Here is a 15,395-nt window from a genome sequence, read left to right as displayed (position 1 = left end):
TTTAACCCTTAATTCGCATTAAATATGTTATTTTTGCGTTTTACAATTTTGTCAGAATTGCATTTTCAATGACTCCAAAGCAAATTTCACAGGTCATAAAACAGAGAGCCCAAGAATTTGGATTCGCGTTTTGTGGTATCTCTGAAGCTGGTTTTTTGGAAAAAGAAGCGCCGAGATTAGAGCATTGGTTGAATCATCATCAACATGGTGAAATGGCTTATATGGCGAATCATTTTGACAAGCGTTTAGACCCAAGGTTGTTAGTCGAAGGTTGCCAATCGGTTGTTTCCTTGGTTTATAATTATTACCCAGATTCTTCATATTTGCCATTGAAAGATGGATTTAACGTTTCCAAATATGCTTTGGGAGAAGATTATCATCGGGTAATAAAAGATAAAATGAAAGAACTTTGGGATGTTCTATTAATTGATTTAGGAGATTTTTCAGGTAGAATGTTTGTCGATTCCGCTCCAGTTCTTGAAAAAGCTTGGGCTGAAAAGTCGGGTTTGGGATGGATTGGAAAAAATGCTAATTTGATCATTCCTAAAAACGGGAGTTTTTATTTTATTTCGGAATTATTAATTGACTTAAAAGCTGAGCCTGATGGGCCAATTAAAGATTTTTGTGGTACTTGTACGCGCTGTATAGATGCTTGTCCCACAGAGGCAATTACGCCTTATCAAGTAGATGGTTCAAAATGCATAAGTTATTTTACCATTGAATTAAAGGAAAATATGCCCATTGATATTCAAGCGGATTTCAAAGATTGGATTTTCGGTTGTGATATTTGTCAAGATGTTTGTCCATGGAATCGTTTTTCCAAAGCACATCAAGAAGCAAGGTTTTTACCCAATCAAAAGTTACTCGATTTGACTTACCATGATTGGCAAGACTTATCAGAGGAATTATTTAAAAATTTGTTTGAATATTCGGCGATCAAAAGAACAAAATTGGCGGGTATAAGAAGAAATATCAGTAAAGTATTGTCTGACAAGGCGAATTTTCGTTCATAAAAAAAACGAGCCATGAAAATTCACGGCTCGTTTAAGCAAATTAAACCCTAAAGTGATTGTCTTAAAATCAATTCTAGCTCAATTTCTTGAGTAGATTTTGAATTTTCTTTTATTATTTGAGCAGTAAAAGCACCTATATGTGAGGATTTGTCAGAAATGACACTAATTCCACCACTTAAAATTTCTTTCAGAGGGGAGTCATTAAATGACAGTAATCCAACTTGTTGACCAATGATAAATTGTTTTTTGTCCGCATATTTGATGGCTTGAACGAGATCTTGATCATTCAATGTGAAATAAATTTCACCTGACTTGATATCATCTTCATCCAAACCATCTAATACTTGGAATTCCATAGCTATGGACTCGCAGAATTCTCTGCAACCAGTGATTAAATTAGCATCGAAATAATCTTCTTCCGTTAAAACTAAATTAAAACCACTGTACTTATTAAACAGGTTTAGGTGGGGCAATAAAATCTTTTGTATGTGTGTCTTGTCTTTATAAACAATGCTTGAATGATTGTTTTGTAAGCATTTGAAATTCGAATCTAGTAGTATTAATCTATCTCCAGCTATTTTCTTTAAAACCTTAATGGTTTCTTCATCTTCATCAATTAAATGTGGCATAATTACGTAATGATGGTAATTGCCTAATTGTTGATTAATGATTTCTTGGAAATTTTTTGATTTATATTGATAACAAAAAATGTCAACGACTGTATTTTTTCCCAATGATTCTAGTAAAGCATTGAAAATTTGAGTATTTGATTCTGTGATTTTACCTACTAAAAAAAGAACCTTTGATTTAATGTTGGCTTTTGAATCTGAAATGAAATAACCTTTTCTAAATATAGAGGTAATGACCCCCATGCGATGTAATTCTGTATAAGCCCGCTCAACAGTATCTCTGGATAAATAACATTCTTCAGAAGCCTCATTGATGGAAGGTAAACGTTCACCAGGTTTTAATTCACCCATTTCAATATCCTGCAATAGAGATTTAATTAATTGCTGATATTTGGGCAACTTGTTGTCTGTTACTTTAACTGAAATGGAATTGAAAGATTTTATCATTTTGATAATACTTTTATATTTTTCAGAGTTTAGCTACTTATTTAAAATAGAACCGTACAATAATTCATTGACACAAATTTACTCTGCTACACTTTGCTACTCTTGGATAAATCTTTCATTTGTTAGGATATTTGTTGCAAAAGCTGGATTTGAAAGAAATGTGCAAAGAAAAGGAAGAGGTGTGAGGTAAAAGGTAAGAGGTAATAGAATTAATGTAGATACGCACGGCCGTGCGTATAATTGCGTATAATGGTGAAATACGTTGTGCCTTTGTGTTTTAATTTTGCGTGAATTAAAAATGTAGACGCACGGCCGTGCGTCTCTTCAAAAAAAACCTTTCGCCTAACAAACAATAACTAACAACTAATAACTAAATTTACTTTCTCATTTTTTAGCCTAATTGTATTTTGAAATTTGTCTTTAAAAAGCTTCTTGTCTTTTTATTTTTTCTAAGTTCAAATTCTGTGTTTGCACAAAATGCTGGCATGAGATTTGAGCGTTTGACAACTGCATCTGGCTTATCCCAAAATACCATTCACAAAATCATTCAAGATAAAAATGGCTTTCTATGGTTTGCCACGGCAGATGGTTTGAATCGTTATGATGGTTATACTTTTGAAGTATATCGAAATAATCCTAGTGATAAAACATCCCTGAGCGATAGTGGTATTTTTAGCGTAACGGAGGATGAAGTGGGTGATTTATGGGTCGGAACAAGATCTTCAGGTTTGAATAAAATTGAAATCAAAACTGGAAGAGTAATTCGAATAAGCAAAGGACCGAACAATGAAGATCTATCCAATATTTCCATTCCTTCTATTTTAAATCTTGGGAATCATCGCGTTTGTGTGGCTGCTCAAGGTTATGGTGTTTTGGTTTTTGATATTCGGACAAATTCGATGATCAAAGAAGAATCTGATACAAAAACTCCAGCCATGAAGGAGGTCGTTCGTTTGTTTAAACATTCCAAAGGTTCAGTTTGGATGGGAACAATGGACGGTAAGTTGATATTAAAAACAGGTAATCGCTCTTACATGCCTTTCCATTTTGGACAAAAAAATTCCGCTTTGAACTTTCGTGTAAGGGTCATTTATGAAACTTCCAATGGAGATATTTTGGTAGGAACCGAAGGCCGAGGTTTATTTCGATTCGATGTTCAAAATCAGTCCTTTAAAAGTGTTTTTTATAATTCCCAAAAGGCTAGTTCCAGAGAAAACAATGTAACAAGTATCATCAAAGATGCCTCCAAAAATCTTTGGATTGGCACTGATAATGGACTTTATATATTAGAAGGTGAAAATTTTTCAAAATATAAATACATTCCTTCTAATCCTGATCCAGATTTAGGCATCAGTGCTTATGCAGTAACTAGTTTGTTTTTAGATTCAAATTCAAATGTCTGGATTGGAACCTGGGAAGCTGGACTAAATATTCAGTATAGTCAAAAACCTCGTTTTTCATTGTTACGATATAAGCCAAATACCGTTCAAGGATTATTAGCCAATAAAGTTACCACATTAGGAACAGCAGATAATGATGGTGTCTGGGTTGGGAGTAATGTGGGTTTATCCTATTTTAAATTTAAAACGGGCAAAATTGAGCATGTAATCAATAATGCAAGTGTTAATAAATTAAATTCTATCAGCGATTTTGATGTTAAACTAATTTATCCAACCAAAGATGGAGGACTTTGGGCCGCGATTTGGCAAAAAGGATTAATTGAATTAACTCCTAATCGTCAATTGAAAACCTATCCTTATAAACTGGATTCCTATGCTGCGAATTTAACAGCACTCGTAAAACAAGATAATCGCTTTTTATTGGGAACCTCTGGTATGGGGGTTATCGGATTCGATTTATCTACCAAAAAATATTTTTTGCCCTACCCAGGTTTAGGCCCTCAATTATTTCATAATATTGGAATTGACAACATTACGATTACCAAAGAACAGCAAATTTGGGTAGCAACTCAAGTAGCAGGAATCTACATTTATGACATTCCAACGGGGAAAATTCAACATTTGATAAAAAATAATTCCACAAATAGTCTTCGTTACAGTCATGTTACTTCTATTTACCAAGATAAAAAACATCGAATTTGGGTGTTAACTAATGGAGGAGGTTTGCATTTGTATTTAGGTGAAGGTAAAGGATTTCGGGTATTTACGGTGGCAGATGGGCTTCCTAGTAATACTATGCGAGCCATCAAAGAAGATAGCAGAGGTTTTTTATGGATTAGTACGAATGGAGGTATTTCCAAAATGGATCCCAAAACATTTAAATTTATCAATTTTGATGAATCAGATGGTTTACAAGGAAAAGAGTTTTTATCCAATGCAATTTGCTCCAATAATCAAGATTGGTTGTTTTTTGGAGGGGTTAATGGATTGAATTTTATTAAGGCCGATAGTCTTAGAATGAAGTTAGAAGTTCCGCCAGTCATTCTTACCTCCTTGAAAATATTCAACAATCCGGTAAAAGCGGGAGAAAATAATTCCCCTTTGATTGAGGACATCATCTATACCAAACACCTTTATTTACAACCTGAATATTCCGTTTTTTCCATCGATTTTGTGGCTTTAGAATACCAAAGACCTAAAAATAATCGATATGCTTATTATTTGGAGGGACTAGAAAAAGATTGGAATTATGTAGGTACTCAAAGGACTGCTTCTTATACCAATTTAAGTCCTGGCGATTATGTTTTTAAAGTTAAAGCGACCAATTCAGATGGAGTATGGTCTGAAAAACCCTTTGAATTGATTATAACCGTGTTACCACCTTGGTATAAAACTTGGTGGGCCTATGGTTTGTATTTAATTTCCTCCATTTTAATCGTTATTGCATTTATTCGTGAAATTCAAATTCGTGAAAAATTCAAAACCGATTTGCGTTTGAAGGAAATTGAAAAAGAAAGAATTAGGGAGTTGGAACAAGTTAAAACTCATTTTTTTACCAATATCTCCCATGAACTTCGTACTCCATTGACCTTGATTATAAGTCCCATAGAGAAATATTTTTTATCCAACTCAAGTATCAATAAAGAACAAAAATCTAAGCTTCAGTCGGTTTATCAAAATGCTCAAAAATTGTTACATCTAATTAATCAATTATTAGATTTATCAAAAATTGAATCTGGAAAACAAAATCCTTCTATTGCTAAACATGATATCATTGTGCAATTGAATTCAATCATTGCAAGTTTTGAAAACTATGCTCTTCAGAAGCAAATAAAAATTAAATGGTCGCCTCCAGTAAACTCTTTATTGGTGTTTTATGATTCCGACATCGTTGAAAAATGTGTTACGAACCTCTTATCCAATGCCTTTAAGCATACTCCAGAGGACGGGAAAATTGGGGTGAATATCACTTTGGATAAAGAATATAGCCAAGGAAAGGAAATGATAAGTCGACTACATATATCTGTAATAGATACTGGAAAAGGAATTGCAGAAGCTCATTTGCCGCATATTTTTGATCGATTCTATCAAATACCAGATTCCGCTAGAGTGGTTGGTACGGGAGTAGGGTTAGCTTTATGTAAGGAGTTGATTGAGTTGCATAAAGGTAATATTGAAGTAAAAAGTAAGTTAGGAGAGGGAAGTAGTTTTACTATTTCATTTCCTGTTCAATCGACTGATTTTTCATTAGATTGGATTCAGGAAGCTGTTAGCCTAGATTCATCTTTTTCAAAAAATCCTGTCATTAAAGCAACAAGTAAATCAAGCGAGGTAAATATCGAAAAGCAAATTGTTCTAATTGTTGACGATCACGAGGAAATGAGGCAGTTTATTGCTGATATTTTTACAGATAAATTTCAAATTTTACAAGCGGAAAGAGGAGAGGAAGCTTTGGAAATGGCGATGACCTATTTACCTGATGTGGTGATTACCGATTGGATGATGCCAGGAATGAGTGGAGTTAATTTATGTCGCGCTTTGAGACAAAATTCAAAGACCAATCATATTCCTATTTTAATTTTGACTTCGAAAAGTACGCAAGAAAGTCAAATTGAAGGAATGCAAGCTGGGGCAGATGATTTTGTAAGTAAACCTTTTAATGCAGATATTTTAGAGATACGTGTTAAGAAGTTATTAGAAACGAAGGAAAGGTTAAGGAAAAACTTGCAAAAACAATTAGTGCAAAAGGAGCTTTCATCAAGTTCAGCCTTGGTTTTTGAGGATTCTTTGTTGCAAAAAGCTACTCAAATTGTCATTGAAAATATGTCTAATCCTGAATTTGATGTAGAGGATTTAGAAAAGAGTTTAGACATGAGCAAAATGCAATTGTATCGAAAATTGAAAAATTTAACCTCATTTGCAGGCAATGAATTTATTCGTTCCATTCGATTGCGTGAGGCGAAATCAAAGTTAGAAAGTTCAGATTTTAACATTTCAGAAATTGCTTACCAAGTAGGTTTCAATGATCCCGCATATTTTACAAGGGCTTTTAAAAAACAATATGGTAAATCCCCCAAAGAGTTTCAATCTAATATCAACAAACAATGAAAAATAAACGAAAAGTCGGTGTCCTTTTTTTATTAATAACTATACTGTGTTCCTCTTGGGGTTTCCTTGCCCATAAGACTTTGCAACAAGTGGCCATTTATCAGTTACCTGATGATTTAGCCACGTTTTTTTATGCAAATCAAGATTATATCGTTCAACAATCCATTCGCCCAGATGTTAGAAGAAAAGACGATAAAACGGAAGATTGTAAACATTATCTTGATATGGATGCAGCTATTTTTGGGCCTAATTATCGGACAGCTATTCCCCATGATTTCCAAGCAGCTGTAAAAAAATACACCTTAGATAGTTTGAAAAAACAAGGATTGGTGCCATGGGAAGTAAATCGAGTGTATGGTCGATTAGTACATGCTTTTAAAAACCAAATGAAAGATTCTGTGTTATTTTATGCCGCCGATTTAGGTCATTATATTGCGGATTCTCATGTTCCATTGCACACCACGGAAAATCATGATGGACAATTAACTGGTCAAAAGGGATTACACGTTTTGTGGGAAAGCTTAGTTCCTGAAGAGGAATTGAAGACTTATCAATTATATATTCCAACCAAAGTCGAATACATTAAAAATTCACAAGATTTTATTTTTCAAATTTTATTAGAGTCGCATGCAATGTTACCTGAATTATTTCAGGCAGAAAAGGATGTAACCAAAGAGATTGGAGTCGATAATAAACATGAAATAGTTGAAAAATACGGTAAAAAAATGAAGTATTATACTAAAGCTTTTATTCAAGCTTATGGTAAAAAATTAGCTCCATCTATTCAACAACGAATGTTATTGACAAGCAATCGAGTAGCCTCTTTTTGGTATTCTGCTTGGAAAGATGCTGGGTCACCCAATTGGGTAAAAAAAGAGGAAGGTGTAAATGCTATTTTGTCGAATTATCATTCAGAAAAAGAAGCTTGGAAAACCAATCAATTAATTTCAAATCATAAATTGATTTCTTTGCAATCTAAATCGAGCGACTAAATTCATGCAAAAGATTTTATTGCTTTCGGATACGCATAGTTATTTGGATGAACGATTGTTAGACCCCATTCAAAATTGTGATCAAATTTGGCATGCTGGTGATTGGGGGTCTATTCAATTGGTTGATCAACTCATTGCATTTAATAAGCCTATTCGTGGGGTTTATGGAAATATTGATGATGGAATTATCCGCCGGATGTATCCTAAAATTTTGCGTTTTCGATGTGAAGAGGTTACCGTTGCGATGACGCACATTGGTGGCGCGCCATCTTCCTATAAACCAGACGGCTTAGAAGCTATGTCTTTAGGATTACCTAAAATATTTATCTGTGGACATTCACATATTTTGCAAGTAAAGCGGGATGCCAAACGTCAAAATATGCTTTTTTTAAATCCAGGCGCAGCCGGCCAACATGGTTTTCATCCCATTCAAACGGCACTTCAGTTTAAAATTGACGGAGAAAGGGTTTTTGATATGGAAGTGATTAATATGGAGAGGGTTAAGAATAGGTAAGAGGTAATATGTAAAAGGTAAAAGAGAAAAAATCAGTTTTTCCTCATAAATTTGGCAACGACCTATTACCTATTACCTATTACCTATTACCTTATTTTTTCTATTGATCAAAAAAACTACCCTTTTGAAACGATTTCAAAATCCATCCGCCACCGATGACGTCATTTTCCTCATAAAATACAGCAGCTTGACCAGGAGCAATGCCAGAAACTTTGGCATGGAATTCCACACGGATTTTTTGGTCTATTTGTTCAATATGCGACATCGTGCCAGCATCTTTGTATCGTACTTTAGTCAAAGATTCTAAGCCACCTTCTGGAATAGAAGCATATTTTTGAAGATTCAGTTGCCCGACCCACATTCCTGTTCTATCTAAATCTTCCATTTGACCAATCACCACTTCATTGGTTTCTTTTCTGATCTCTGTTACATAGGCTGGAAAACCAAATGCTTTTCCAAGACCCTTCCGCTGCCCTACGGTATAAAATGGGTAACCTTCGTGTTTACCAATGATTTTTCCTTCTTGGTCCACAAAATTTCCACCTTTTACTTCTTCTTCCAATTCAGGTAAACGGCGTTTTAAAAATCCACGGTAGTCATTATCTGGTACAAAACAGATTTCATAGCTTTCAGCTTTATTGACTAATTCCACAAAACCTCTTTCTGTTGCCATTTCACGGATAGTTTGTTTTGTTAAGTGTCCTAAAGGCAAAATAGTTCTTGCTAAACTTTCTTGAGAAACTCCCCAAAGCACATAACTTTGGTCTTTTAAGGTATCTACACCTTTGGAAATAATATGACGACCATTTTCTTCTCTTATTTGTGCATAATGACCCGTTGCGATGAATTCACAACCTAATTGGTCGGCTCTTCTCAATAAAGCATCCCATTTAATATGCGTGTTGCACATAACACATGGGTTGGGAGTTCTGCCTTCTACATATTCATTCGTGAAATAATCGATCACTGAATCGCCAAATTCTTCTCTAATATCTAAGATATAATGTGGGAAACCCAGGGTAACAGCGATGTTTCGGGCATCATTGATTGAGTCCAACGAACAGCAGCCTGTTTCTTTTTTTGTACCACCTGAACTAGCATAGTCCCATGTTTTCATGGTCATGCCAATTACTTCATATCCTTGTTCGTGCAATAAAACAGCTGCGACCGAGCTGTCGATTCCGCCGCTCATAGCGACCAATACTCTTCCTTTTTTTTCCATGTTTTGGTTCAGGTTCAAAGCCTGACTAAAAATTTTATGCAAGTTAGGATTTATTTCTCTAATTGTTGTCTAATCTTGGTAATTCGGGCGTTAAATGGTATTTTTACTATTTCTATTTAGAATCTATAATATGCTTAAAACGCTAGTAAAAGTATCTGGGATTGAAAATCTTTCTGATGCAAGATATTGTGCCGGTATGGGGGTGGAATTTTTAGGATTTCCTTTGACTCAAGTTCCATTTGAAAAATTTCAAGAAATACGTAATTGGATAACAGGAGTAGAGATTGTTGGTGAATTGAGTGGTGCAACTTCTCAAGAATACATTGATTTAATTAAGCAGTTCAAACCCGACAGAATAGAAGTTGATTCCAAAGCTAATTTAGTTGAATTAAAAAAACTGGATTTACCAATTATCTTGCGTGTGAATCTAGATACAGATAATCTTCCTGCTTTATTTGCTGCTGCAGCTCCTTTTGTTAGTCACTTTTTATTAGTTGGAGACGACAAAGATTCCTTGATTGGTGCTGAATCTCAAGTTGAAATTTGGGCTGCTCAATATTCTATGATTTTAGGTTTAGATTTTCCAGAGGAGGATTTGGAAGAATGGGTTTCACAAACATCCATCAAAGGGATTGGTTTAACCGCTGGTAAGGAAGATAGACCTGGATTTAGAGATTTTACAGATTTAATGACTATCTTAGAAAAATTAGAAATAGATTAATTCTAACAACCCAAAAGTGATATATGCTTGCTTTGATAAAAAGATCGTATTCCAATGCTAAGGCCTTTGTTTTTAAGGTAGTAGTTATTGTAGGAAATTTCCTCCTAAAGCTTTTACAAAAAATAATCGGCGAGAGAAATTATACTCGGTTATTGGGTTTTTTGGCCATTGGCGACTTTTACATAAAAACTCAATTCAGAAAAGTTGAGCTTTTTTATGATGCGCATGTCGATAAAGATTCCCCTTATTATAAGCCTATTTTACGTATTTGGAAGATTACAGGAAAAACGGCCTTGTTTATTCTAGTATACTTATTTGTTATTGAAACCAATTTTCTTTGGTTGACCGGGGAAATGCCAGGAGTAGATGAATTGCAAAATCCTAAATTATCTCAAGCTTCTGAAATCTATTCCGCTGATGGAGTACTATTAGGGAAATTTTTTGCAGAAAATAGAACACCTATTCGCGATTTCAACAAGCTTTCGCCCTATTTGGTAAAAGCATTGGTTGCTACGGAAGACTCACGTTTTTATGAGCATACTGGTATCGATTTTCAAGCTTGGTTGGGTGTTGCTGCTGGAATTGTTAAAGGCGGAGATCGTGGGGGAGGAAGTACCATTTCACAACAATTAGCAAAGAATTTGTTCAAAACAAGAACAAAAAAGAGTTTTGGTAAAACAGGCTTTTTGGGTTATTTACCTTTTGTAAATAAGTTGATTTATAAGTCCAAAGAATGGGTAACTGCGATTAAATTAGAGCGTTTTTATACCAAAGATGAAATCATTCTGTGGTATTTAAACACAGTTGATTACGGTAACAATGCTTATGGAATCAAAGTAGCTGCCAAAACTTATTTCAATACTTCTCCAGACAGCTTGAATATTCAAGAAGCTGCCATTTTGGTAGGTTTGCAAAAAGCTACAACTACGTATAATCCAAAGCGTTACGATGGAAAACCTTTGGAACAAAATAAAGCTTGGAAGAGAAGAAATGTGGTTTTGAATCAAATGGTGAAGGCGGGTTATTTAAAGAAATCGGAATATGATTCTTTGGCTCCTTTGCCCATTGTGTTGCATTCCAATGAAGAATCACCTTATGATGGAACGGGAAATTATTTCAAAGTAGCAGTTGCTAAATACATCAATGAGTGGGCAAAAGCCAATGATTTAGAAATTGATTTATATAGAGATGGTTTAAAAATACATACTACCATCGACTCTCGCATGCAAATTCATGCAGAAGAGTCAGTTGAAGCAGGTATGCGTTCTATTCAAAAATCATTTGATAACCATTGGGCGAATCAAAACCCTTGGGTAGATGAACACGGCGTGGAAATTCCTGGTTTCATTGATACCGTCGCTAAAAGAACGGAATATTATAAATCTTTGATGAAAAGATTCCCCAATAATCCCGACTCTGTGAATCATTACATGAAAAATGTGAAACGTAAAATGTGGGTTTATTCTCGTAATCCACTTGGAGAAGAAGAGCAAACAATGAGTGCTTATGATTCAATACAATATTATAAGAAATTTTTACAATCAGGTATGATGACCTTAGATCCTTACACGGGGCATATTAAAGCTTGGGTCGGAGGATTGGATTTTAAATATTTCAAGTACGATCACGTAAAACAAGGAAAACGTCAGCCAGGCTCTACTTTTAAGCCATTTGTGTACACAGCTGCTATAGATGGTCCGAAGGATTTATCACCTTGTTACATGATGAAAGATGAACCTTTTGAATTAGAAATAGAAGATGATGGCGAGAAAAAAATGTGGAGACCAGGTAATGCAGATGGGACTTTCTCTTATTCAATGATGCCTATCAGAAGGGCTTTGGCTAAAAGTATCAATTCCATTACTGCCAAATTGACCAATGAAGTGGGGCCAGATACTGTCATGTATTATGCCCAAAAAATGGGTATCAAAAGTCCCTTGAAACCCGTAGCCTCCATCGGTTTGGGTTCTTTTGATGTTTCTTTGTATGAAATGATCGGCGCCTATTCTGCTTTTGTCAATGAAGGAATTCACGTTGAACCAATGTTGGTGACTGAAATTGTGGATCAAAATGGTAAAACATTGCAAACATTTGAACCTGTTTCTTATCGAGTGATTCGGAAAGAATCAGCCCAATTAGTTCGTTCTATGTTAGAAGGAGTGGTATATGAAGGAGGAACAGGAAGTTCGTTACTTTGGAATGAAGGCGAAGTTTTATTGCCCGCCAATAATCGATATGCGCCAGCTTTTGCTGCAAAAACAGGTACCACTTCCAATCATTCCGATGGTTGGTTTATTGGAATGTCGCATAATTTAATTTCTGGAGTTTGGGTTGGAGGTGATGATCGATCCATTCACTTTAGGACAGGTGCATTAGGGGAGGGTTCAAAAACTGCATTGCCTATTTATAAGCGTTTTATGATCAAAGTGGTCAATGATCCTGCTTTGGCTATGTACAAACCTGTTCCTTTTGATAAATTAGATAAACGAGTAGTTAAAAAGGATTTTAATTGCCAAAGTGCATACAGTACACTACCTGATTCTTTGCAAGTTTCAGATGCCGAGTTAGATTCCATGAATGCCTTATTGGGTAATCCAGCAGAGGGTGGTTTAGATTCGACTCAAAATCCATAGTAGAAATATGAGAAAAGAATTTATTGCTGATTATTTTAAGAGTTTGCAAGATCAAATTTGTGAAGGAATTGAAGAAGTGGATGGTGGTGCACTTTTCAAAGAAGATAATTGGAAAAGGAAAGAAGGCGGTGGTGGTCGTTCTCGACTTATTTCAAATGGTAATATTTTAGAAAAAGCAGGTGTGAATTTTTCGGCGGTGCATGGACCATTGCATCCCAAAATGGTTACAAGTTTGAACATCAAAGAAGAGGTTGATTTTTTTGCAACGGGTGTTTCAATTGTCATGCATCCTATGAATCCTTGGGTGCCCATTATTCACATGAATGTTCGTTATTTTGAATTAAGTAATGGAGAACATTGGTTTGGTGGTGGTATTGATTTAACACCGCATATAATCATTCCTGAACAAGCTAAGTGGTTTCATCAACAGTTGAAAGCGGTTTGTGACAAAGCTGATAAAACCTATTATCCTAAATTTAAAACTTGGGCTGATGATTATTTTTATAGCCCTCATCGCGAAGAAACGCGTGGAATTGGAGGTATTTTCTTTGATTATATCAAAAGTAAATCGGTAGATGAAAAGGTGATTAATTTTGATTTTGTCAAATCTGTTGGAGAATCTTTTGTCCCAATTTACAGTCATTTAATGCGCGAAAATGCCATTAAGCCATTTGGGAAAGCAGAAAAAGATTTCCAATTACTAAGAAGAGGTAGGTATGTGGAGTTTAATTTAGTGCACGATCGTGGTACTAAATTTGGCTTAGAAACCAATGGCCGCACAGAATCTATTTTAATGAGTCTTCCTCCTTTAGCTTCATGGGAATATATGTATGACGAAAACTCCTATCCAGAAGGTAAAAAGACCTTGGATTTATTGAAAAAAGGGGTGGTTTGGATAAGGTAAGAGGTAAAAGGTAAGAGGTAAAAGGTAAAAGGTAAAAGGAATTGAGGCAAATTCTTAATGATTCTTAATTCCTTAATGTTTAAAAACTTTTTGAACTTAGTGTTAACACAAAGCACGACGATTTAAATATTAAAAAAAAAAGACCTCTTAACTTTTACCTCTTACCTCTTACCTCTTACCTCTTACCTCTTACCTCTTACCTCTTACCTCTTACCTCTTACCTCTTACCTCTTACCTCTAATTTCCTTCCTCCCAAACAACTTTAACCCCCTTTGGAGTCATTAATAAAATTCTAGTGGGTGAAGGTAATAATACTAATCTAGCGCCTACAGCTGGATTTTCAATCCACTCAACTTCAACGCCTTCTTTTTTGCCAATTTCAATTTCACCGTCCTCTGTTTCAACAAATTTTTTCGCTAAATAGGCAGTTGGTAATAGTACATCTGATTCTGGACAATGTTGTAAATGAACTTTTTCTAAGATGTCCTCCAATTTATCACCATATTTTTCATTGAAATCATCTTCTAAATCGTGCAGAAGTTCTTCCACATCATCATAAGAATCATCTGAATAACTTAGTTTACTTAATTCTAATCTTTTTTCTAAAATGGCAATCATTGCCGAATCAATCGTGTTCATTTTGTTTTTCTTAGTCCCTAAATGTGATGCAAATATAATGTAAAAGCTGAATTTATTCAGCAAATGGAATCTTTCTCTTAAATTTTGAATCAAAATATATTTGACCTTTATGTAGGCTCAATCCACTATCAAAATTATTGGTATATAATTGGCCAGTGCCCAAACCTTGCGGCATTTGAATATCAAATTCAGCGGTAAATTGTGCAATAGCTTGTAAGCCAAAGTTCGATTCTAAAGCGGAAGTAATCCACCAATCTATGTTCTGTTTTTTAGCTAATTGAATCCAATCTTCACTTGCTGCAAATCCACCCAACAAACTAGGTTTTATAATAATATATTCTGGTTGAATACAAGCTAATAGTTTTTCTTGTTCTTGGGGATTATGAATGCCAATTAATTCTTCATCTAATGCGATGGGAAGTATTTTTTTTGCAATTAATTCAGCCATTTCATCCCAATGTCCAGCTTTAATTGGTTGCTCTATGGAATGTAAATCGAAAGCTTGTAATTTTTCCAATTTGAACGCAGCATCTTTGGGTTCAAAAGCCCCATTGGCATCCACGCGAATGGTTAGTTCTTCTTTCGAAAATCTCGAGCGAAGCTTTTTTAATATGGATAATTCCGTTTCAAAATCAATAGCGCCAATTTTTAATTTTAAACAGTTATAGCCTTGCTTTAATTTGTCTTCTATTTGACTTTCCATAAATTCTGGAGCACCCATCCATATTAAGCCATTGATGGGAAGGGAAGAAGCACTTCTGCTAAATGTATTGTCAAAGTAAATTCCATTCTTTTGGATGATGAAATCTCGAATAGCCATTTCCATTGCCATTCGAAAGGAAGCTTGTTTAATTTCGTTTTCTTGTAGCCAGACAGGAATATCTGCTAATTGAGTGGGTAATTCTACGTTTGAAATTTTAGTGATAACTTCTTGAAATGCTTTTGTGCAATCTTCTTCAAATTCAGGACTTAAACCCCTTAATGGCCCCGCTTCTCCGATTCCTACAATGTTGGGATTTTTTGGATCACTAATCTTTAGAAAGTAAGAATTTTTATGCGTTAAAATTCCTCTTGAAGTACCTGCTTCAAAATGAAAGTCCAAACAATATTTAATTACTTCAAAGTCGAATTTTGCCATGTTCAATAATTTCAACCCAAAGTTAAGGTAAAACA

The 15,395-nt window shown here is 34.9% G+C and carries 11 protein-coding genes; 7 read left to right on the top strand and 4 right to left on the bottom strand.

Annotated features, from left to right (window positions below; translation table 11 throughout):
- Window positions 1-68 precede the first annotated feature (68 nt).
- Entirely contained in the window at window positions 69-1,013 is a 945-nt protein-coding gene (gene queG / locus V7S79_RS03325; protein ID WP_459489132.1) for a tRNA epoxyqueuosine(34) reductase QueG, read from the top strand.
- A gap of 47 nt (window positions 1,014-1,060) precedes the next feature.
- Here queG and V7S79_RS03320 read toward each other — a convergent pair whose 3' ends face one another.
- The gene (locus V7S79_RS03320; protein WP_459489131.1) at window positions 1,061-2,089 is read right to left on the bottom strand and encodes a GntR family transcriptional regulator; all 1,029 of its coding nucleotides are present in this window, start codon (window positions 2,087-2,089) and stop codon (window positions 1,061-1,063) included.
- A 485-nt stretch (window positions 2,090-2,574) separates the two neighbouring features.
- Between V7S79_RS03320 and V7S79_RS03315 the strand changes: the two genes are divergently transcribed.
- From V7S79_RS03315 to V7S79_RS03305, 3 genes are read left to right on the top strand one after another with little or no spacing between them, the layout of a single operon-like run.
- Window positions 2,575-6,597, top strand: coding sequence for a two-component regulator propeller domain-containing protein (locus V7S79_RS03315; RefSeq protein ID WP_459489130.1), 4,023 nt, complete (start codon window positions 2,575-2,577; stop codon window positions 6,595-6,597).
- Window positions 6,594-7,589: a zinc dependent phospholipase C family protein gene (locus tag V7S79_RS03310; protein WP_459489129.1), complete on the top strand. Its 996-nt coding sequence runs from the start codon at window positions 6,594-6,596 to the stop codon at window positions 7,587-7,589. The genes V7S79_RS03315 and V7S79_RS03310 overlap by 4 nt, the downstream gene beginning before the upstream one ends.
- Before the next feature lie 4 nt (window positions 7,590-7,593).
- Window positions 7,594-8,103 carry a metallophosphoesterase family protein gene (locus V7S79_RS03305; RefSeq protein WP_459489128.1) on the top strand — a complete coding sequence of 170 codons (510 nt, stop codon included), beginning with the start codon at window positions 7,594-7,596 and terminating at the stop codon, window positions 8,101-8,103.
- Between the two features lie 100 nt (window positions 8,104-8,203).
- On the opposite strand, the gene mnmA is transcribed toward V7S79_RS03305, so the two are convergent.
- Complete coding sequence (mnmA, locus tag V7S79_RS03300; RefSeq protein WP_459489127.1) at window positions 8,204-9,325, bottom strand: tRNA 2-thiouridine(34) synthase MnmA; 1,122 nt, start codon at window positions 9,323-9,325, stop codon at window positions 8,204-8,206.
- Between the two features lie 130 nt (window positions 9,326-9,455).
- Between mnmA and V7S79_RS03295 the strand changes: the two genes are divergently transcribed.
- Genes V7S79_RS03295 through hemF form a run of 3 tightly spaced genes read left to right on the top strand, consistent with a single transcriptional unit; the run spans window position 9,456 to window position 13,583 of the window.
- Entirely contained in the window at window positions 9,456-10,046 is a 591-nt protein-coding gene (locus V7S79_RS03295) for an N-(5'-phosphoribosyl)anthranilate isomerase (RefSeq protein ID WP_459489126.1), read from the top strand.
- Window positions 10,047-10,069: 23 nt separating this feature from the next.
- Complete coding sequence (locus V7S79_RS03290) at window positions 10,070-12,679, top strand: transglycosylase domain-containing protein (RefSeq protein ID WP_459489125.1); 2,610 nt, start codon at window positions 10,070-10,072, stop codon at window positions 12,677-12,679.
- A 7-nt stretch (window positions 12,680-12,686) separates the two neighbouring features.
- Window positions 12,687-13,583, top strand: coding sequence for an oxygen-dependent coproporphyrinogen oxidase (gene hemF, locus V7S79_RS03285; RefSeq protein ID WP_459489124.1), 897 nt, complete (start codon window positions 12,687-12,689; stop codon window positions 13,581-13,583).
- A gap of 237 nt (window positions 13,584-13,820) precedes the next feature.
- On the opposite strand, the gene V7S79_RS03280 is transcribed toward hemF, so the two are convergent.
- Window positions 13,821-14,222 (bottom strand): hypothetical protein, encoded by a 402-nt coding sequence (locus V7S79_RS03280; RefSeq protein WP_459489123.1) that lies wholly within the window; start codon window positions 14,220-14,222, stop codon window positions 13,821-13,823.
- Window positions 14,223-14,274: 52 nt separating this feature from the next.
- Window positions 14,275-15,360: an o-succinylbenzoate synthase gene (locus tag V7S79_RS03275; protein WP_459489122.1), complete on the bottom strand. Its 1,086-nt coding sequence runs from the start codon at window positions 15,358-15,360 to the stop codon at window positions 14,275-14,277.
- Window positions 15,361-15,395: the final 35 nt, after the last annotated feature.

This window comes from Aquirufa sp. ROCK-SH2, from assembly GCF_054558315.1.
The sequence above is the reverse complement of the archived record's forward strand: the minus strand, read 5'-3'. Positions and strand labels throughout refer to the sequence as shown.

Excerpts from the sequence above, each read along its gene's own strand:
- V7S79_RS03295 (WP_459489126.1), top strand. The coding sequence starts at position 9,456 with ATGCTTAAAACGCTAGTAAAAGTATCTGGGATTGAAAATCTTTCTGAT.
- queG (WP_459489132.1), top strand. The coding sequence starts at position 69 with ATGACTCCAAAGCAAATTTCACAGGTCATAAAACAGAGAGCCCAAGAA.
- hemF (WP_459489124.1), top strand. The coding sequence starts at position 12,687 with ATGAGAAAAGAATTTATTGCTGATTATTTTAAGAGTTTGCAAGATCAA.
- V7S79_RS03305 (WP_459489128.1), top strand. The coding sequence starts at position 7,594 with ATGCAAAAGATTTTATTGCTTTCGGATACGCATAGTTATTTGGATGAA.
- V7S79_RS03320 (WP_459489131.1), bottom strand. The coding sequence starts at position 2,089 with ATGATAAAATCTTTCAATTCCATTTCAGTTAAAGTAACAGACAACAAG.
- V7S79_RS03310 (WP_459489129.1), top strand. The coding sequence starts at position 6,594 with ATGAAAAATAAACGAAAAGTCGGTGTCCTTTTTTTATTAATAACTATA.
- V7S79_RS03275 (WP_459489122.1), bottom strand. The coding sequence starts at position 15,360 with ATGGCAAAATTCGACTTTGAAGTAATTAAATATTGTTTGGACTTTCAT.
- V7S79_RS03280 (WP_459489123.1), bottom strand. The coding sequence starts at position 14,222 with ATGAACACGATTGATTCGGCAATGATTGCCATTTTAGAAAAAAGATTA.
- mnmA (WP_459489127.1), bottom strand. The coding sequence starts at position 9,325 with ATGGAAAAAAAAGGAAGAGTATTGGTCGCTATGAGCGGCGGAATCGAC.
- V7S79_RS03315 (WP_459489130.1), top strand. The coding sequence starts at position 2,575 with ATGAGATTTGAGCGTTTGACAACTGCATCTGGCTTATCCCAAAATACC.
- V7S79_RS03290 (WP_459489125.1), top strand. The coding sequence starts at position 10,070 with ATGCTTGCTTTGATAAAAAGATCGTATTCCAATGCTAAGGCCTTTGTT.